A 19467-nucleotide genomic window follows, 5' to 3' on the forward strand; every position below is an offset into this window, starting at 1 on the left:
ACTTATCCACCCTAACCACGCTTATTACTGAATTTTCAAACTGATGAAGTTACAGGGGTTGGTTCGTTGCTTCGTTCTCCGTCTGTTGGCTGCCGCTGTTATCCGTCCTCAGGCATCGGTTTTGAGATCGGCAGGGCTGACGGTTTGCACTAGAGTGATGTGTCCTCCGGTATGCATATATCCACGACCCGGCGTCAGCGCCACAGGTGTTTTACCCGGCATATCGATGCCGAAAATTGATTGGTCCTTGTACGGATCAGGCTGCAGGAGAACACCGGTGCCATAGCTTCTGAGAACCTTCTGCCAGCTATAGAGGCTCCTCAGTTCTGCGCTACGACCAGCGCCAATAATGCAGACTCCTTCTGGGCCGCTCTTGAGCAAGTTCTCTATCGCAGACCCCTGATCATCTAGCTTTTCAACATCGTCAAGCAGCAAGAATCGAGGCCCCTCGCGGAACATCAAATCGTTGATAAGGCCACTGATATCGGCACCGGGTGCGCAGACTCTTTCAAGTCCAGCATCACTGAGCGGGGAGCGCTTGTCGCAGATAGCCCAGACAGTGGGAGCTGGTGCACCTTCGACCCGCGTTTGTTGCAGCATCTGTGACAGAGCAATCATCAACGTTGACTTGCCCGAGCGTGCGGGACCGGCGATCAACACGTGCTCCTGCGGGTATATCTCTAGGAACGCTGGAGACAAGTCACTTTCACGAATGCCCACCGGAATCTTCCAAGACTCGTCATCAAGCACCGGAATTGCGTTCAGCTCCGTCGAGGAGAGTTCACCCGGTAGATTACGGATCAATGCTGGCCTTGGTCCACGGTTGCCCCAATGCGAATCGACAAAAGCGACTGCTTCGGAAATATCTGAACCGACAGTGGCAATATGCATTTGCTGTAATTCATTAATGCTGACGCAACGCCCAGGTACGGGCGCAGGGATATTTCCTCGCTTGATACCTAACGCGCTGTATTCATGATGATCCGAGAGCTTGAATACCCATTTTTGAGTGGTAATAGCATTCATGGCAGTTGGGATTCTGGTATTGATCGAACTAGTCACCGCGAAGTGCAAGCCGAGGGCAGGGCCCTCGGCGTAGGCCCGCATGAACTGTTCCATCAAGGAACCAGCTGATCCGTACGCGTCGAACTCTTCGCGAAGGGCAACAAATCCGTCGACCAAGATGATGGTCTTCTTCCGTCGGTGCGGATCAGCTTTACGGGCAGAGAGCTCATTGCCCAGGTGGCGCAGGAAGCGTGCTTGACGTTCTTTGCTCCCTTGATCAGTCCCTACGTAGGCAAGGGTGTGGGGTAGGCGCGAGAGGGGGCGAAGCGATCCTGCTCCCAAATCCAACACCATTAGATCTAGATCGTCGGGGTCCGTGTTCAATGCGGCGTTCAGAGCTAAAGAGCATAACGTGGTGCTGGTGCCTGAGCCTGGGATGCCAACGAGCAGCAGGTTACCTTCTTTCAGATTCCAACCAGTTGAAATCTGACGTTGCAGCTTTGGTTCATCGCGTACGGCGATTTTCAGGACGTTGTTATTAAACCCGCCAGCGGTGTGGATGGCCTCGGGGTTGGTCCCGGGCAGAGTTTCAAATCCTTGAAGCTCGGCCTTTTGACCAAGCGCCTCTGGCCAAACAAAACGCGGTTTTTTTATCGCGAGGTCGTCATTGGCTTCATTGATTGCTTCAATGAGCAAGTCGAGGTCACTGTCCTGGCTGAGTACGGTGTTGGTGTTCAGCGGTTTGGTTCCAGCTGCACCAAAGTTTCCTGGTTCCAACACGTGCAAGGTCGGTCCGCTACTGATGACGGCACGGCCGGTGACCAACGCAGTCTGTACTGCTGAGATATCGTCCTGCCCCAACTTTACGTAGCTTCGACCCATCTGCTTTCGGCTGATGCTGGCCGCAACTGGCACGCCAATAACGTTGTTGGAATCTTCGCGGGACTGTACGCGCAACGCAACACGCAAGTTGGTGTTTGCAAGAATATCTTCGGTCACTACACCAGCCGGACGCTGAGTTGCCAAGATCATGTGCACGCCAAGGGTTCGTCCCACGGCACCCACCGAAACAAGCGACTTGAGCACTTCAGGGAATTCTTTGGCAAGCATTGCAAATTCATCGACCACCAGCAGTAGTCGAGGCATTGGCTCAGCAGGATTGGTTTTGAGATAGGCATCAAGGTTGTCGATGTCCTCGCCAGCGGCAGCGAACTTTCGCTGGCGGCGCTCCATTTCGGCCTCCAACGATTCCAGCGCGCGGGTAGCTAGCTGCTCATCGAGGTTGGAGATAGTTCCGATGGTGTGGGGGAGGGCTTCACATGCAGCGAAGGCTGCGCCGCCCTTGAAGTCCACCAGGATGAAGTTGAGCTTGTCGGGAGCGTTACGCGCGGCTAGGCCAGCGACCATTGAACGCAGGAACTCACTCTTGCCTGAACCGGTGGTGCCACCTACCAGTCCATGCGGACCGTCTTTGACCAGGTCCAGCGACATGACGCCTGCTTCGCTGATGCCGATAGGCGTTTCAAAGCCTTTAGACGTTGCCCAGAGCTGTTTAATCTGGCTCCCGCTGATCTTCTGCAGGCCCAATAAGTCAGGAAGTTTGGAGAGGGAAGGCAAACCAGCGCCGGGCACAACAAGTTCCGGGTCATCAAAGCGAGCCAGAGATTGAGCTGCAATTTCAGCAGATATTTCACTCAAACCACTGATGGTGACGTGCTCAACGGACTGCGGCACATGTCGTTGGTCCACGGTAGCTTCTGCGTCTTCTCGTACGTGAATGACGGTATTACAAGCAGCGGGCAGGTAGTGCTCATCGGTGGCAATGACAATGCCGGAAATCTGATGCTTCCTAGATCCGGGAGCTTTGTAGCCAGTTTCAAAGGACCGCCCGTGCGCAAGTAGGGATCGCGCCGGTGCGTCACGACCTTCGGTTAATACTTCGGAGTCCACCACCATGAGGGTTAAACCGGGGACTTGGGCATCTGTGGCTTCTCGCAGATCTTTGAGTAGCGCTTTGCTTCGTTCACTTTGATCCGATAGCCATTGCTCATGCTCGCTACTGCCATGCCGGCGAGTATGAGGCAGCCACGAGGCAAAACCCCAACCATCTGCGCGACCGCGGTCGCAGAAGACAGCAATCCGAAGATCGGCGGGGCCCACATGGGTTGCAGCTTGGATCACGAGGCTACGCGCTAGGGCAAGCGCTCCTTCGCGTTCGCCAACGATACCCACGACGCCGGCGTTTGAGAGGTCGGCGATTACCGGTGCTGCCAGAAGTTTGTTGGCCTCATAGGTGTCTCGGATGTCCTTATCCATACGAGACACATTGGTTCCCGGAGCCAGTTCGGGTTTCCAGTTGCTCTGGCCGGTGCCGGCGTTCAGCGTCAGTACATCATCATCTTGGGCACGGCGTTGCCACAGGCGAGTAGTTGGGAACCGGCCGGTACGCAGAACGACGGAGGTATCCGGCACCCATTCGCGGATGCGTTCGGCCTCATCTTTAGAAGCTTCAGCCATCTGTTCCTTGAACTCGTCCAAGGCCTGGCTGAAGCGGGATTCTTCTTCGGCGAGGTTTTTCTTGTGGCGGCGCTTTTGCTCGAACCACATACCTATGGCCATTACCGGGCTCAACAACGCGAACATGGCGTACCGTGCGTTGCCCATCATCATGACCATCGCACCGGCCATCAACAATGGCGCAATGACGGTGATGTAACTGAACTTTGATGCCGGAGCAACCACCTTGCGCTCTGGAGGTGTCAGTGGCGGATGGTCTGCAACAGTACCTGGCCGTGGTGGACGGTTAAAGGGCGCAGTCTGAGCGGAAGTGAGGTTGTGAAGGGAACCAGGCTTAGGAGCCTTTTGCTCCGCAAAATCTGGGCGAAGTAGGATGCTGACCCCGCCAAGGGTGACCGTGGCGGTTTGTGAGATCAATATTCCTTCATCGTCTGCAGGGACTTGTTCCCCATTAACGAAGGTTCCGTTGGTAGATTTTGAGTCGCGGATTCGCACCGCTAATCCAGAATCCGACTGTTCTTCAACTTCAAAGGAAGCATGTTCCCATGACGCGCTTTCGGTATCAAGCTGAATATCGGCGTGAGGCGAACGGCCCAGAAGCAAGCGCCGATGTTCCGGAAGGCTAATCAATGCTCCGGTATTCAATCCGCCAGCGATGGCAGCAATCCAGCCGGAGAAACTCTGTTCAACACTGCTGGGCTGATAGCTAATGATGCTGCCCTCAAGCAACGTCAGGTCACTAAGTAGGGTGCTTGTTTCGGTGCGAACATCATCCACATAGACATCCCGATCCGAAGCGCTCTCCTGTCCGACTTTGGACAACAGGTCGCTCAAAGTCGTGGAATCGTCGGCTCCGTGAATGTCACGGATCATTCGCTGACCGTCAAGGTCGAACGCGATACGCATATGAATCAAGCCCTTCTTCAAAAGTGGACTGCAACGGTCATCAGCTCAAAGTCAGCAGCGCGCTGTGAACGAACGGGAATCCTACTGCGGCGCGGTGACAGCGAACCACTGGTTGGCGGATCCGTCCTTGGTGTTCATAGAGCGCAAACCTAAGTCTTGGTTGGTTAGGCGTAGCTCTTTTGTCTGGCCTGCGAAAGCTTCTTCCGAGTCGAATTTCAAGGCATCCTGAGTCAGCCCGTCGTCGACTCCAAGTGAAAGTCCGTGCAGGTTTTTGGCGACCTTTTGCGGTTGTGTGTTTCGAGCGTCATCAATGGCCCGGACCATCGCGACTACTGCATCATGAGCTCGTGAATCAGCTAGCGGTGCAACTTCACCGAAGGGGCGGTCAGCGGCCAAACTCAAAGTATCTTCGTCGGTAGCCATCTGCTGCACCACTGTTAGATAGCTGTTCATCGCCTGGCCCGACGCTCCTTTACTCAACGCAGCGTCGTCAAAGCTTTGGCTTCCTGCACTGGCAAGTTCGTTGGACAAGCTGGCGTTTTCAGCAATCATTGTCTTGGCAAAGACAGGGCTAGTTGCTTGCGGAGTTAACGCAATAGGCAAGCCGATTTTTGCTTTCTGCAGCTGGGCGACTAACTGAGCTTGGCGCTGTGCAGTGCCACTAACAACTACCGCATCAATGGGGAATTCACGGTCAGTTGAAGCCAGAGACTGGATCGACTTGGCCACGGTACTTAGATCTTCGGAGGCACCAACTTCACGCACGGCTCCAGCGGTCAGACCCTCTAACGGTTCTCCACCAGCATTGAGCAGAATTGGATTAGTTGCTGGCTGAACAATCTTGTTCAGTGTGGAAGCTACATCCTTATTACTTGCGCCAGTGCGGTACATGTCTGAGTACTGAGCTAGCGGACCGTTGTAATAAGGGAGAATAACTGGAAGTCCAGATTTTTGGGCTTCGTCTAGTGCTCCGGAAACGTGGTCGCCTGACGAAGCAATTACGATACCTGAGACATTTGATTTTTTCAGGTCTTCTACCGCGGCTCGTGCTCCGTCCACGGTGCCACGGTCATCGCGAGTTTCAACTGCGATATTGGTTCCACCCAGTTCAAAACGCTTCGCCGCTACCAGTGCACCGTTGGCTGCATCTTTCCATTCAGAGCCTTCGGCATCACCATAGGTGACGACAATTCCGATGGTCGAATCTTTCGGAACTCTTGATGCCTCTAACGCCATCGTGACAGGCGCGTCCGCGATCGGTTCCTTCTTCTGCGCTGGACGGAAAAGTGCACTACCGGCAACAACCAGGCCGATGACAACGAGGAATGCCGCAACAAGGATGATTTTAGTCTTGGGCGACTTTTGAGCGTTGGACTTCTTGTTCTCTTCTTCCATTAGGAATTACCTTCCAAGCGGAACGAGTACAGGGTATTGCTTTGGGCTCCCTGCGGAACTTCAATGCCAAATGCGGGCAGTTCGCTGCTGGCTTGCATTGAAGCTTTCACCTGAGCTTGGCGATGCAGGATTGAGGAAACATCCTCTTCTCGCAGGTTCGCATATTCCTCAGCAGTCTTGCTTGCCAATGCGAGCTGATAGTCAGCAGTTTCAGACAATGCAGCGCTGGTGCTCAATGAACCCAGCAGACCAGAGCCATTCACCTTGCGGTTACCCAGATCCAGGATCACCTTATTCAAGGAAGCAGTGAGCATTGCCTTGGCACCATTCATGTCCCTGGCTGACTGCCCGGACGACTGGGCAATTGCTTCTAGTGCCCCAGCGGTTTGGTCATCCATGCCGCGGCCTAAGGCGTCTGCTTGCTTCTGCAGATCTGCATGCTGCTGCTCAAGGTTTTTCTTTGCGCCATTTTCAACATTGTTAGATGTCGCCAAGAGTCCTGCGACAGAGTGGTCAAAGGCATTGATGACCTCTTCGCGGCTCAGGTTTCCCTGATTAGAAACGACGCGCACTTGATCATTGATGAGTTGGGATGCACTCTTCGAAGAATCAACTGCAGCTTGGGAGAAGGCATCACGGATCTGCGACTCGAGAGCTTTCTGTTGTAGCTCTAGCTGCGACAGGCTGTCTCCAAGCTTGGCATTCGTTTCCAGCGTTTTTGCGAACTCCTCATCCAAGTCAGCCAGTGCATTTTTGGCAGAAGATGAATCTGAGTCATCCTGCTTAGTTAACGCATCAAGCTGTCCGCTGAGCTGTTCAAGTTGCTTGGAAAGATCCTTGAGTTCTTCTCCGGCACCATCATTCTTCTTTGAGGTATCGGAGGCATCCAAAACGACAGCCCAGTCCTCAGCCTGATCGCTGAGCTGAACATCCATGGGTGCGTTTAAAGTCCTCATCCTGATCGTCTTCAGGAATCTGTCCGACTGGTGGCTGTTCATCGTCCGGTGTCCCCGATGGAGTGGGTTCATCTTCTGGAATGTTTGCGGTTGGAAGGGCTGAGTCAGAAGGCTCCGGCGATTCAAAAGGCTTCGGGGGATTCGGTTCATCTTCGGGGATGTTTGCCGTTGGGAGGGCGGATTCCGAGGCCTCTGGCGACTGTGAAGGCTTTGACCTCACAAAGGCCGCAGGCTCAGCAATGTCGATCTTCTTTTCAGAAGGTGTTGCCGATGCTGAAGGGCTGGAGCTTGAGCTAGGCGCCGGGCTCTCGGATGGAGTCTTGCTTGGTTTCGCCTTATCGCTTGGAGCAGGGCTTTCCGAAGGAGTTGGGCTTTCGCTGTCCAACGGAACCTGTGTCGGGGTCAAAGGCGTGGGGTCTACGTCTTCTGAAGGGGTAGGTTCTTCGGAGTGCTCAGGCACCTGCGACTCAGAAGGACTTGCGGTAGCGCTCGGAATGACTGGTAGATCATCCAAGCAGTCGGCATTGTCCGTGAGGTGATCGAGAAGTTTCTTTGCCTCTTCTGGAGAGATCCCGTGTTCTTCGTCGGACTGCTCCACCAATGAACAGATCTCGTCAATCAGTTCCTGGTTCTGTCCTTGCATGGAGGAGGTTTTTTTAGCTTCGCCGATACGTTCAATGTTCTTCTCAGCAAGCGCGTGCAGCGAATCTAGGGAGGCGGTCATCTGTGAAAGCTGTTCCCGCGAAGTGTCGACTGACTCTTTCAACTTTTCGAGATCTTCAGCTTTGATATTTCCACCGGCCTGCCCGTGCAAGCTGTCGAGGTCCTTCTGAGATTCCTCTAGAGACTTAACCAAGTCCTTATGAAGGCTCATGGTGTTGCCGATAAGTTCGGGCTGTAGATCAGCAATCAGTTTTTCCCCGTTGACAACCAAGCCAATTAGTTCTTCGGTAATCTTCATCGAAGATTCGCGGAACGCGCAGGTCATCGATGGGTCATCGCAGTTCTCCGCCGTTGGTTCAGCTGGGCCAATGGAGTCCGCCAAAGCCTGCGATAGGGAATCACGGCAGCCAGAGGTCGCCTTTGCGTATCCGTTGAGCTGAGAAGAGATTTGGCTCAAGCTGGAGTAGGCACTGTAGTTTCGGCCATTGCTTTGTACATTGGCACCGCAGCTGTCACCTTCCAACTGGGCGGAAGCTGGCGCTGCTGAGGTGTCGCCCAACATGGAGTCCATGGCGGAAACAACTTCCGAGAGTTGCTCGTTCGTTTCCTTGCTGGTTGTCTCAGTATTGGCGGCGAGGTCAACGCTAAGCTGCTCGACCTGCTTGTGAACACCCTCCATGGTCTTTGTCAGTGATTCACTGTTAGTTTTTAGGCTCTCCGCTGCGTCAACGCCGAGAGTGCCTGAAGTGGTATCTAGATTTTCTCGGACGTCGGTCATGGTCTTGCCTGCCCGTGCCAACACATCGTTGACGGACATAACGACGTCAATGGTGCGCTTCTGCATTTCAAGTTCGTCTGAACTGTTGCTCTGTGCGCCAGCGGTCAGAACACCAGCCGAGGATGGATCAGTATTCAGGCCTGGTTGAACTGCGATATCAAAACTTGGCACGTCAAAGTTTTCAACGTCGGCTGAAAGGCGCAAGGTCGTCTGAGCTGGCGATACCGGGGGAGCCAAGAGAGTTGCCCATTGAACTACGGTAGTGGCGGACGGGCCACTTCCATCTTTGCTGGCTGAAGACTCATCACCCGTTGACGTGGAGATGATTCCGTTTGTTCCTGATTTGCCGTTGCTATCGGAGGGGTTCAACTGATCAACGCGAACTCCAGGGAGCTCTGCGGAAGCCATCACCGTTAACGGGGCACCAACCAGCGCTGGATCGGTTTTTGACTGGCCGGCTACGTCATAGGAAACGTCTTGGGACTTAACAGTAAGGTTCTGAACGTTCAACCCAATTTCAACTTTGCCCGTATAACCTGCAAGGTCTTCGAGATTTGTACCCGTGGATCCGTCTTCTGCGCGGTAGGTCGTGCTGACGCGGATAGGTAGATCATCAACGAGATCAGAGCCCATCACTTTGTGGTCGCTAGACATCTGCCCGTCTTGGCCTACAGAGACAGAGTCGCTCACGATCTGAGTAATTGACGCGTCGGGTGCTAGGGATACCTGCACACCTTGGGAAATGTTCACAGGGTCTTTGACCTTTGGAGGCGCTTGAGTGCACCCCGCGACGAGCCCAATAGCTGCAAGGGTTGCCGAACCAAGTAATAGCTGACGCTTCATTCTTCTCCCGATAGATAAACCAGAGTCAGTCTAATTGAACCAACGCTGTCGACCGAATTTCGCTTTGTTCATCCACAGGAAAGAGTTAACTTGTAGCTTCAAGTAAGTCGCACGTCGACAAAAGATTACCCGTAAGTTACGTGCGCGAAATCCCCTGTATCGCACGTAAACACTAGAGGGTGTCACTTGTGAGGCGAAAAAGCGACGCAACTCAAGGTGTTGGATGAATTGCGTGACTAGTTATGCTGCGCTAGATTGTAATCAGTCGACCAGTTGGTTGAATAAACACGGATTGCCACGCCTAGATGAACACAGTGTTAACTAGGCATGACCTTCCGAAACCTAGTTATTGAAACTTGTTAGGAGCTGAATTTCATGTCCCGCGTTCTATCAACCGAACAGGCCAAAACTGCCATCACGGCGTTGCAGAACATCATCACCGGTGGTTTTACCGATCAGATCGATGCTTTGGACTCACAGGGCCGTATCCTCTCTGATCCCAACGTCTGGGATGGCAATCTCGCTTCCCAGTTCCGTGCCGACACTTGGCCAGAAACCAAGGTCGCCTTGGACAAGGCTCGTGCTGAGCTTGAAGAGCTGAACCTGCAGCTTGGCAAGATCTCGGACGATATCTTCTCCGCTGGTGGAAACCAGTAATTTCTTTCGTCGGCATCGAAGCCACCGGCTGGTAACTAAGGCCGCCGGTGGCTTCGTTACGCTTAGCCACCTCATCTTGTGACGCGATAGTTCGCAGCAGCTGATTTCAAGGAGTACTACGATGCACGCAGCTGAAAATCTCACCTTTAATTTCGGTACTGCTGAAACAGTTGCGGGTAAATTCCGTTCAGCGGCACAAAGTGTGAGGGATCAGCAGTCCGGTAGGCAGTCCTTCGTCTCCACGGGTAGCCAGGATTTCAAAGGCGGCTTCGCCGATGGCTTCACCTTTAATGCGGAAACGGCATCAGCTGACGGTACTGAGCTTGCTACGCAACTTGATCAGGTGGCCGAAGCGGCCGAACATCTGGCGAGCCAAGCGAAGGAAGAAAACGAGCGACGACAAGTCGCTCGTGAATACTACGAACACAAAGATTCGTGGCAAGGCAAAGTTGAAGAGTTCTTCCACCTCGAGGGGCCCGCCCCGACAGGGCCTGAATCAAGCCCGGTGACGCCACCGAAACCCATCGAATCAAAGGGCATGGCACGTCAGAGTCCGCTGGAACTTGCCACCGCCTCCAATGGTGTTTCCTCCGGCAACCCAGAAAACCTTCGTTCCTACGCTAATGGTTCGGCAGGCCTCAACGAAGAGTTGTCCGGCCTTCCTGGAACACTGAGCTCACAGCTTTCCAACTTCGCCAGCCAATGCCAGTTCGGCTCTCTGAATGCCGACGGAGTCATCACCGCCTTCAATGACTGGATGACTGCAAATAAGAACGACGTTACCTGGGCACGTACCGTGGCCGATGCTTTCGAGGCAGCTGGCGGCGAAGGTAGCGTTGCCACCGTTTCTAACGCTTCGCTCTTCGCCGCGTTGAAGAACGCCGGGGTTAATGCCAGCCGCACTGACCTTAAAATTCCAGCCGCCCAAGTTAAGGGTGGCGAGACCACAACGGGTTATGCTTCAGACCCAATCAATACCGCCAACGGTAACTTCATCGAGCCAGAGCTCGATTTAGCTTTTGCCGGGTCTACCCAGTCATTGCGTATTGAACGCATGTACAACAGCATCTCGGAAACCAACGGTTCTTTCGGACCAGGTTGGGACAGCGTCCTAGACATCCGCCTGATATTGAACTCCGAGGGTGCTACCTGCGTCATGTCTGACGGGCGTGAACTATTCTTCCCTCGCCAAGGTGAAGGCTGGGGTCGTGCCAACGCTGCCAGCTACTGGCTAGCCAAGCACACCATCAACGGCGCGGAACGTCTTAATGTTTCCACCAATGAGGGAGCGCAGTGGGGATTCAACACTGCCGGCCTCTGGCTCTACAGCACTACGGGTGAAGGTACTCGTATCGACGTGGAACGCGATGAAAACACTCGCGTATCACGACTTGTTCACGAATTCGGTCGCTGGATCAGCATCGAACGCGTAGCTTCCGAAGATCCGCAGTCACCCGAGCAACGTGTAGCCAGAATGGTGTCCAGCGACGGCCGCGAAGCCTGCTATGAATACAACACCTCTGGCCAGCTCATCTCTGTGACCGCTACCGGTGCTGGTACTCGGCGCTATGAGTGGAATACTGCTGGCCTAATTTACAAGGTCATTGATGCCCATGGCGTTGTTGAAGCAGAGAACACCTATGACGAGAAAAACCGTGTCACCACTCAGGTCTCTGAGTTTGGTCGCACCACACGTTTCGTGTACCTCCCGGGGCTGGTCACTAGCGTCTCTGACGTGGACGGTTCACGTTCGAACACCTATGTTTCAGATCAGCAAGGCCGATTGATCAGCATTACCGATGGCAATGATCAAGAGCAACGCATGGCATATGACCATCACGGCAACTTGCTCAATTCTATTGAGCGTGACGGTGGCGTGACCCGTCATCTGTACGATGACCGTGGACGCCGAATCCGCACCAAAACTCGTGAGGGTGCAGAACTAACCTACGGTTACGATGACTTTGACCGTATTACCGCTGTGGTGGCTGGCAATGGGGGCACCACTGCGTTTGAATACGATGATCAGAACTTTGAATCTGATGCTAAAAGTGGTTCTGCTTTCGGGCCGACTCGTAACCCGTCGGTCATCGTTGATCCCATGGGCGGACGCTCCCAGATGACCTGGGACCACGGTAAGCTCACCCGAGTTGTTGACCCAACAGGTGTTATCGTCACTTTGGGTTATGACGAGTTTGGGGACCTGGCCACGGTTACCAACGCGTACGGCAACACTGCCACCTTTGAACGTGATGGCGCGGGACGACTCATTCGTGCCATCAGCCCGTCAGGGGCCGTGACCTCGTTTGATTACAACGCTGTGGGCAACCTGATTCGCCTCACCGATGCAGAAGGCGGAACCTGGCACTACGAATACGGCACCAATGCCCGGATCAGTGCCAGCATTGATCCGACCGGTGGCCGAACAGCCTACGAATACGATCCTGTCCATGGCCATTTGGTGTCCACGATTGATCCACTGGGCCGTGCCACCAAGCAGTCCTACGATGATCTCGGACATGTAGAAGCGATTACTCTCGCCAACGGCGCACAGTGGTCTTTCGAACATGACCTACTCTCACAGTTAACTTCAGTCACTGATCCGCTCGGTGGATTGTGGCGTAACGAGTACGGCGTGAATGGGGATTTGACGGCCACCGTAGATCCGACCGGTGTGCGGGAATCAGCCTCCAATGATCAGAAGTCTAAGACGCTGACTGTTTCGGATGCGTTCAGCAAAGAAACCATCAAATTTGACGAGTACGGACGTCCCGTCAAGTCCGTTGCTAGCGATGGTTCAGCAGAAGTTATGGTCTATGACCTAGCTGGCCGTGTTGTTGAATTCTTGGACGGTGAAGGACACCTGACCAAGTTCACTTATGACCTAGCTGGCCGCATGATTGAAGAGACCTCTCCGAGTGGTGCAGTGTCCCGGTATGAGCATGATGCTGCCGGACGTCCAAGCCTCATGACTGATCCTTCCGGGGCTCAAGTCCGTTTGGAGTACAACGAGAATTCTCTAGTCATCGCCCGTCACTTCAGTAGTGAAGATCCGCAAGCTGTAGATGGTTGGCTGAGCGAACGCACCCATTACGACAGGCTAGGCCGCGTGATTGCTCAGGGTGCTGCGCGCTTCCAGTACGACGCTTGCGGTCGTATCACCGCGTTGCAAGATCCGCTGCACGGTACACGACGTTTCCAATATGATGCTGCCGGTCAGCTCACGGCCGTCGCTAATGGTGTTGGTGGAGTCACGCAGTACGAGTATGACGTGACGGGTAACTTGGTGAAAACCATTGACCCTCTGGGTAACATAGCCACGCGAGAATACGATGCTGCAGGACGCCTGGTCGCGCAGGTTGATCCGCTAGGACGCAAAACCTCTGCCGGTTATGATGCTGCTGGTCGTTTGATCTGGCAGCGCACCGGTGATGAAACTGGTGTTGAGCAAGAGCTGCGCTGGACGTACGACAACGCAGGCAACCTGAAAACAGTAGGCACCCCAACTCGTGTTTTGGCTGAGTACGCGCGTGATGCTTCCCGCCGTTGCGTCACCATCACTGATCACACCAAAGACGAAAAGCTCCCTGTTGAGCATGTGTTGCGTTATGACGGTGTAGGGAATCTTCTCTCACATACCCGTGACGGTCAGGGCCCATCGTGGGTTTATGACAATGAGGGTCGGATCGTTTCGGTCACTGACCCGACCGGCATGAGTATCTCGTATGGTCATGACATTGTTGGTCGCGTGACGTTGGTGGAACATCCGGTCTTCGGTCAGATTGTTTACACCTATAACCACGAGGGGGAGCTGACTTCAGCTACTGCACAACCGAAGGATGCTTCGCATCCCTCGGTGACTCAGTCGTGGGAGTACGCCTACGGTGCTATTAGCCGCCATGAGGTCTCTGGCGATGGCCAGGATCCACTAGTCACCAATATTTCTCGTGATGATTTGGGACGTATCGCTGGTGTTCAAAGTTCTGATGGCGTCGAGGCGCGCTACGCCTTTGATGGGGCGCATCAGCTGGTTGGTGCGTATTCGTTGTCGGGTTCCGAGGGGGTGCAGTTTTCAGAGGAAGCCGTTGTAGTCACGGATTCTGTGGCCGGCGGGCCTGGAACTTTGGTGAGTTCTGAGTGGGTGTATGACACTGCCGGACGATTGATCCGTGAGACTGACGGCGGTACCACTACTGAGTATGTTTATGATGCTGCAAGCCAGTTACTCTCACGGACCACAACCAGTGCTGACGGATCTGAAGAAACTGCCGTCTACGTTTACGACGGCTTGGGCCGTCGCATCAGCGAACGTTCTGACTCGATGGAACGCGTCTTTGAGTGGGCTGAAACAGGTCGACTAGCAAACATCACCACGACAGCTTTGAATCCTGCGACGGGTGCACGTACAGGAGAGACCACAAAGCAGGAGTTGTGGGTTGATGCGCTGGGTGACCTCGCCCAAATTGATGGTACTGATTTGTGGTGGGACACCACTACAGCGACCCCTCAGCTTCTTGCGGTGGGTCAGTCGTCGGTGACTCACGCTCCGGCAGGTAACACGATTGTTGACGGACAGATATCTGTTTCTGGCTGGCGCAGTGAACACCCTTCACACCCTGCAACTCCGTGGTCGCAGCAAACCGTACCCGGCCGTGCGACAGTATCCGGAGCCGGAATGGGCACTGGTTTCGCTGGTATTCCTGGGTTGCCGGAGCATGTTCAGCTCACGGGTAATGGGCAGGTGAATGTTCAGGGTCTGGACTGGCTTGGTGCTCGTTTGTATGACCCGTCGACTCGTGGGTTCTTGAGTACTGATCCGTTGGAGCCGACGACTGGGGCTGGTTGGGCTTCGAATCCTTATTCTTATGCGGGTAATGATCCGGTACATCAGATTGACCCGCTGGGTTTGTCACCGGTGAGCGCTGACGGGCTCAAGTCGTATAACGAAGGCAAGCAGAGTCAGAACATCTGGAACCAGGTGAAATCCGGTGCGGCTTCTGTGGGCAACGCGATCAGCGACAGCTTCTTGGGGGATGCCTGGCGTGGAACCGGTAACTGGATCAAGAAGCATCCCTACATCGCTGGAACAGCTATGGTAGTTGCTGGTGCGGCCCTCATGTTCACCGGTTTTGGCGGACCAGCCGGTGTAGTGCTAATTGGTGCTGCTTCAGGCGCACTTACTTCAGGAGGAGCATCGCTTATTTCTCAACAGGCCACGACCGGAAAAATTGACGGTAACAAAGTCTGGGCAGACGCGGGGATTGGAGCTGCAGGCGGTGCCATCGCCGGTGGACTTGCCGGAGGATTGGTTAAGGGAGCCAAAGCGTCAGTTAGTGCGGTGGGGAATGGGTCAACACGGATAGTGGATAAAGTTGGCCAGAGGTTGTTGAGCAGTGGCACGTCACGTTCTGCGCTTTCTGCCGGTGGGGGTGGTGCGACAAGCAATGTCTTGAGCACACTTTCTGACGGCGAAAAACACAGTTGGGGGGATTACGTTGCCTCTGCGGGACTCGGCTTCGGGTTCGGGGCCGGGGGATCAGTTGGAATTGGTAAATTCTCTTCGGCTATGGGCAACTCTGTTACCCGTCGTATTAATAGCTTGAAACCGGTTGTTCGAATGCCAACTCATCGAGCTGATCAGTTGTTGCCAGGGGGGCGGGTCCCACTAACGCGGAGCAATACCCATAGGGCAGACGAGCTGAGGTTTAATTGGGGCGGATTTGCCACGGAACAACTATTTGATCGCTTCACTTCCTCGGGCGTAGCGGTTCTCAACACTAGAATGAGTGGAGAAGATTCCGCCACTGGCGCCATGAACTCAGCACTGCAGGGCTTTGCTAATGGCTCCGCCGGAGCCGTAATTGGTCGCCACTAACAAATGAAGAGACTGAACCAATGCCGTCTAACTATTCACGAGCTTTAAAATTGTTTGCGTCCGCCGGCACGCGATTGCGCACCTTTTGGGCGGCAAAAGGCTGGGTTGTAGCGTTGATCGTGTTACCGTTCTTGGCGCTTTGGGTCGGTTTGATCATTATGGGTCCTTGGCTCAACACGGTAGATCGCCAGGAATGGAAGTGCGAGGTGGTTTCTGCCGAACCTAAAGTTGGTGGCGCAGGCCTGCGCGGGGGAGCTTTGAACGCTTCTGTGGAGGTTCAAACTAAGAACTGCGGAGAGATCATTCTTGAAGGTAGGGCCGTCGATTTTGATAACAAGGAAACTGTGGCTGCTTCCTTAGAGTCTGGTAGTGAGTGGATCTTTGAAATTGGATGGTTTGCCAGAAACTATTCGATGAAAATTGAGAGGGTTTCGCCAAGCACGCAGTATTATCACCGTGCTGGCTGATTAGGGCTGGTCACGGTGGCCTGTATGTTCGAAGTGCTGTTTTCCAGTGAGGCGTTAGCCGTAGCCGTAACCTATGAGTGAACGGAGATTGCGGATGCGATCACTGGCCTCGAAGGTCTCGCGAATGGCTGCTTCGTTCTATTCCTGGTGGGTTGGCGTGTGGCAAGCAAAAGGTGTCACCATCTCCTTTACCCTTTTTGCATTGATGGCGCTTTCTGGTGGCATGTCCGTTGCCAGCCAAGAGCTCACCACTGGTTCAGTTGACTTGAAGACGGCAGCAAAGGGCGCTCTTGTCGGTGCCCTCTCTGGTGGGCTGGGGTGCCGGCTCCGGGGCTTTCATTGCAACAAAAACGGCTGGAAAGACATTGAACCTAGGCGCTAGGGCGACTATCGGTGCCGGCAGTGGCGCCGCTGAAGGTGCAACATCTAGCACTGTGGAACAACTGGTTAAGAATGATGGCGACTTTAGTCTGAGTGAACTGGGCGGCACAACCCTTGCTGGTGCGCTGCCAGGTGGTATGACAGCGTATAAACCTAAATGATTAGGTAAAGACGTGACTAGAAATTTCACGGGCAAGCTATACCGATCGGGATACACGAAACAGGGCGAGACCCTGTTCCGAGCAGGAGACTCCAAAGGGTTTAGATACGGCGGGTACTGGTCCCATGACCGCCCGGTGGACGAGCTGACGATACGTCATAGCAAAGCAGTTCCGTATCATTGGCCGGGTGACAACGGAGAGCCACTGCCCCGTAATACTCTAGATATTGGTCTCGAAGGTCGCTGGGAGGCGGGAGCCGCAAAATATACCGGCTTGGTGGCGCCACAGAAGGATGCGAAGACAGGTGAACTATTTGAAGGCGGCGGTGGACAAGTACACATCCCTAGACTTTATGGACACCCTGAACGAAAAGAATGGCGCATCAATCAGAAAAAATTAGTCGAAATTAGCGAACCTTGGAACTTGGAATGAACTTAGATAAAAAGTCACATGAAGCCTTCGAGGTGGTTATTGATGTATTACTTGAGATCAATAAACCCGAGTGGTCGAGATCTTTGAAAGCATTAAAAAAGGGGATAGAAGGTACATCTGATTCTCTTGAGGTTCTGCGCCTAAAGAAGCAGGTGGGCGGACTTGTTCGCGCAGGATGGGGAGGTGTCGACGATATGTCCATTCCATACGACGAGGACAAGGATCAAGCTTTCTTCGCGTCAATTATAATTTTGAGAAAATTTGCTCGAACTAATTTAATGGCTCTTAAAAGTTAAGCGTGGCGCAGGATGCTCAGCACGGCCGTAGCCCCGCCGTATACAAGAGTATCCGCACCCGGTAATGATCATGATTCCGGTACCCTCGACCAATACGTTTCAGGTTCTTCGCCGTCAGATTCGCCGCCTCACTCCTAGCGTTGGTCAACCTCGTACGCACGAACACCAACAGTTCCCTTCGCCAAGCCGTGAGCGTGCGGAATAAGGACTTCGCTTCCACCATTTTCGTGGCCTTCACGGATTTCTCCACCACCGCCCACCGGGCCTGGAACTCATGGACATCCGTGGCATTCAACAACTGCCTGACGTGTTCTTTAATCCCGTAAATCACACCCAGTTCAGGATCGGATTCCAGGATCAACTTCAACCGTTCCACTTGCTTGATGGATAGGTTCTCCAGGTTGCAGGTCAATAATTTCCGATACTTATACGCCGGATCAGACACCCGGCCGCGACGGTCAAAGACTTCGTGGGACCTGCGTCGGCGCACCTGAGTAATCATCAGATTCGCACGCTGGATCACATGGAAATGATCCACGCTGATCTTCGCCCTCGGCAGATTCTCTCGCACCGCTTTACGAAACTCTGATGACATGTCGATAGCAACGTATTGGACGCGTTGACGCCAATACCTTGGCCTGGATTTCAACCACTTCTTCACTGCTGCGCCGCGGCGTCCGTCCACGATGTCCAGGATCTTGCCGGTATCCAGGTCCGTAAACACAATCGACCATGGCTCAATGCGAACGACTTTTCCCCTCCGACCTCGGGCGTAGCGGACTTTGCGGGCTCTTCACAAATGAGGGTGTAAAACCTTCCTAAATCCACCGGTCTCCAACAATGACCGTGCGACATAGTGCGTCAAATTTCGGAACCCCAAAGCGATACCCCGCAAATGCTCCAACCGCCCATTCAACGCCTCAGTAGGACCGTTCGAACAGCCAACATGGTCAAAATACGCCAGAATATCGCTCTTCCTACGCCGCAGAGTTCCACCGACCTTCTTCAACTCCGGCAAACCCTTGGGCACCTTCGTTCCTATCTCCTCAATCAACTGCCCCATAGCCCACCGACCGACTTCTGGTTTCGATTGCCGGTACGCATCAACCATCTTCTGATAAACACTCCACACCAGTTCAACCGGCTCATACTCAGGTTTCTTGAACAACGCTTCAACCTTGGCTTTCTGCTTCTCCGTAGCCAATGACAGCCCGGTAGTCAGGGTCCGCCGGCACTGATACAGCGGATCATCTTTGCGCCCTCGATGACCGTGCTGCACCCGTTGAACCCGCTGCCTTGTCTGGTCCAACGCGTCAGATCCGAGCTTGACCACATGAAAAGGATCCAAAACTTCCACGGCTTGAGGTAGCTCTTCAGCGGCAGCGGTTTTGAAGCCTGTGAAACCATCCATCGCGACCACTTCAATACCGTTTTTCCATGCTTCATCGCGTTCAGCAAGCCAGGTCTTAAACACGGCCTTGGAACGGCCGGGAATCATGTCTAATAAACGGGATGCTCCGGTGTCTTCCATGACGGGCGTGAGGTCCACGATGACCGTTACGTATTTATCCCCGTCGCGGGTATGACGCCACACGTGTTCGTCAACGCCAAGGACTTTGACCCCGTCAAAGCGGGTGGAATCATTGATCAGTAACCGTTCACCCTCGGCCAACACCGCGTCATTGGCCGTATTCCACGAAACGCCTAATCCTTCAGCAATCCGTGAGATTGAAAGGTGTTGGTTGACCAGGCCATAGAGCGCCCAACGCAAACCAGTTTTACTGATTTTCTGTCGTGGTGATACAGCTTGGGTGAGGTCTTCACGCCAGACATGGTGGCATTGCGTGCACCGGTACCTGCGGTGACGGATAGCTAGGGCGGTGGGCCGCCAGCTGAACGGTGCGTGCGCGATACGTCTGATGACGGTATCGCGTGGTATTCCTTGGGCTCCGCAGGATTGGCACCATGGGTTTGGGGTGGTGACTTCGCAGAGAATCTCAGCCCTGGCTGAGGTTATGTGTTGAGCGATAGCCGTTAGTCCTAGACTGTCGAGGCCGGTGAAAGTCGTCAGATCCGCTGGGGAATAGATAGAATGGTGCACAGTCGAGGTCTTTCAAGAATCGTTAGTGTGGTAA

At 54.0% G+C, this 19467-nt stretch carries 11 protein-coding genes and 1 pseudogene; 6 read left to right on the forward strand and 6 right to left on the reverse strand.

Annotated elements, in window-relative coordinates; all coding sequences use genetic code 11:
• Window positions 1–108: 108 nt before the first annotated feature.
• The 4 genes from AC1Z3F_RS14995 to AC1Z3F_RS15010 form a co-directional block, all read right to left on the reverse strand.
• Entirely contained in the window at window positions 109–4428 is a 4320-nt protein-coding gene (locus AC1Z3F_RS14995; protein WP_483566170.1) for an FtsK/SpoIIIE domain-containing protein, read from the reverse strand.
• An 81-nt stretch (window positions 4429–4509) separates the two neighbouring features.
• Entirely contained in the window at window positions 4510–5823 is a 1314-nt protein-coding gene (locus tag AC1Z3F_RS15000; protein WP_131090633.1) for a type 1 periplasmic-binding domain-containing protein, read from the reverse strand.
• The gene (locus tag AC1Z3F_RS15005; protein WP_483566171.1) at window positions 5823–6779 is read right to left on the reverse strand and encodes a hypothetical protein; all 957 of its coding nucleotides are present in this window, start codon (window positions 6777–6779) and stop codon (window positions 5823–5825) included. Before AC1Z3F_RS15005 ends, AC1Z3F_RS15000 begins: the two co-directional genes overlap by 1 nt.
• Complete coding sequence (locus tag AC1Z3F_RS15010; protein WP_483566172.1) at window positions 6730–9063, reverse strand: hypothetical protein; 2334 nt, start codon at window positions 9061–9063, stop codon at window positions 6730–6732. The genes AC1Z3F_RS15005 and AC1Z3F_RS15010 overlap by 50 nt, the downstream gene beginning before the upstream one ends.
• A 375-nt stretch (window positions 9064–9438) precedes the next feature.
• Between AC1Z3F_RS15010 and AC1Z3F_RS15015 the strand changes: the two genes are divergently transcribed.
• The 6 genes from AC1Z3F_RS15015 to AC1Z3F_RS15040 all read left to right on the forward strand — a co-directional run bounded on the left by AC1Z3F_RS15015 (window position 9439) and on the right by AC1Z3F_RS15040 (window position 17332).
• Complete coding sequence (locus tag AC1Z3F_RS15015; protein ID WP_131090631.1) at window positions 9439–9720, forward strand: pyrophosphorylase; 282 nt, start codon at window positions 9439–9441, stop codon at window positions 9718–9720.
• A gap of 121 nt (window positions 9721–9841) precedes the next feature.
• Window positions 9842–15595, forward strand: coding sequence for a DUF6531 domain-containing protein (locus AC1Z3F_RS15020; RefSeq protein WP_483566173.1), 5754 nt, complete (start codon window positions 9842–9844; stop codon window positions 15593–15595).
• 20 nt (window positions 15596–15615) lie between these two features.
• Window positions 15616–16062 carry a hypothetical protein gene (locus tag AC1Z3F_RS15025; protein WP_483566174.1) on the forward strand — a complete coding sequence of 149 codons (447 nt, stop codon included), beginning with the start codon at window positions 15616–15618 and terminating at the stop codon, window positions 16060–16062.
• 124 nt (window positions 16063–16186) lie between these two features.
• Complete coding sequence (locus AC1Z3F_RS15030; protein WP_131090628.1) at window positions 16187–16444, forward strand: hypothetical protein; 258 nt, start codon at window positions 16187–16189, stop codon at window positions 16442–16444.
• Between the two features lie 295 nt (window positions 16445–16739).
• Complete coding sequence (locus tag AC1Z3F_RS15035; RefSeq protein ID WP_131090627.1) at window positions 16740–17036, forward strand: hypothetical protein; 297 nt, start codon at window positions 16740–16742, stop codon at window positions 17034–17036.
• Complete coding sequence (locus AC1Z3F_RS15040; protein WP_483566175.1) at window positions 17033–17332, forward strand: hypothetical protein; 300 nt, start codon at window positions 17033–17035, stop codon at window positions 17330–17332. The genes AC1Z3F_RS15035 and AC1Z3F_RS15040 overlap by 4 nt, the downstream gene beginning before the upstream one ends.
• 16 nt (window positions 17333–17348) lie before the next feature.
• Here AC1Z3F_RS15040 and AC1Z3F_RS15045 read toward each other — a convergent pair.
• Window positions 17349–18125, reverse strand: a pseudogene (locus tag AC1Z3F_RS15045) (ISL3 family transposase); the annotation flags it as partial.
• Entirely contained in the window at window positions 18126–19433 is a 1308-nt protein-coding gene (locus AC1Z3F_RS15050; RefSeq protein ID WP_262198660.1) for an ISL3 family transposase, read from the reverse strand. It lies immediately after the preceding pseudogene.
• Window positions 19434–19467 lie beyond the last annotated feature (34 nt).

It is taken from the genome of Glutamicibacter sp. MOO4, from assembly GCF_056934395.1.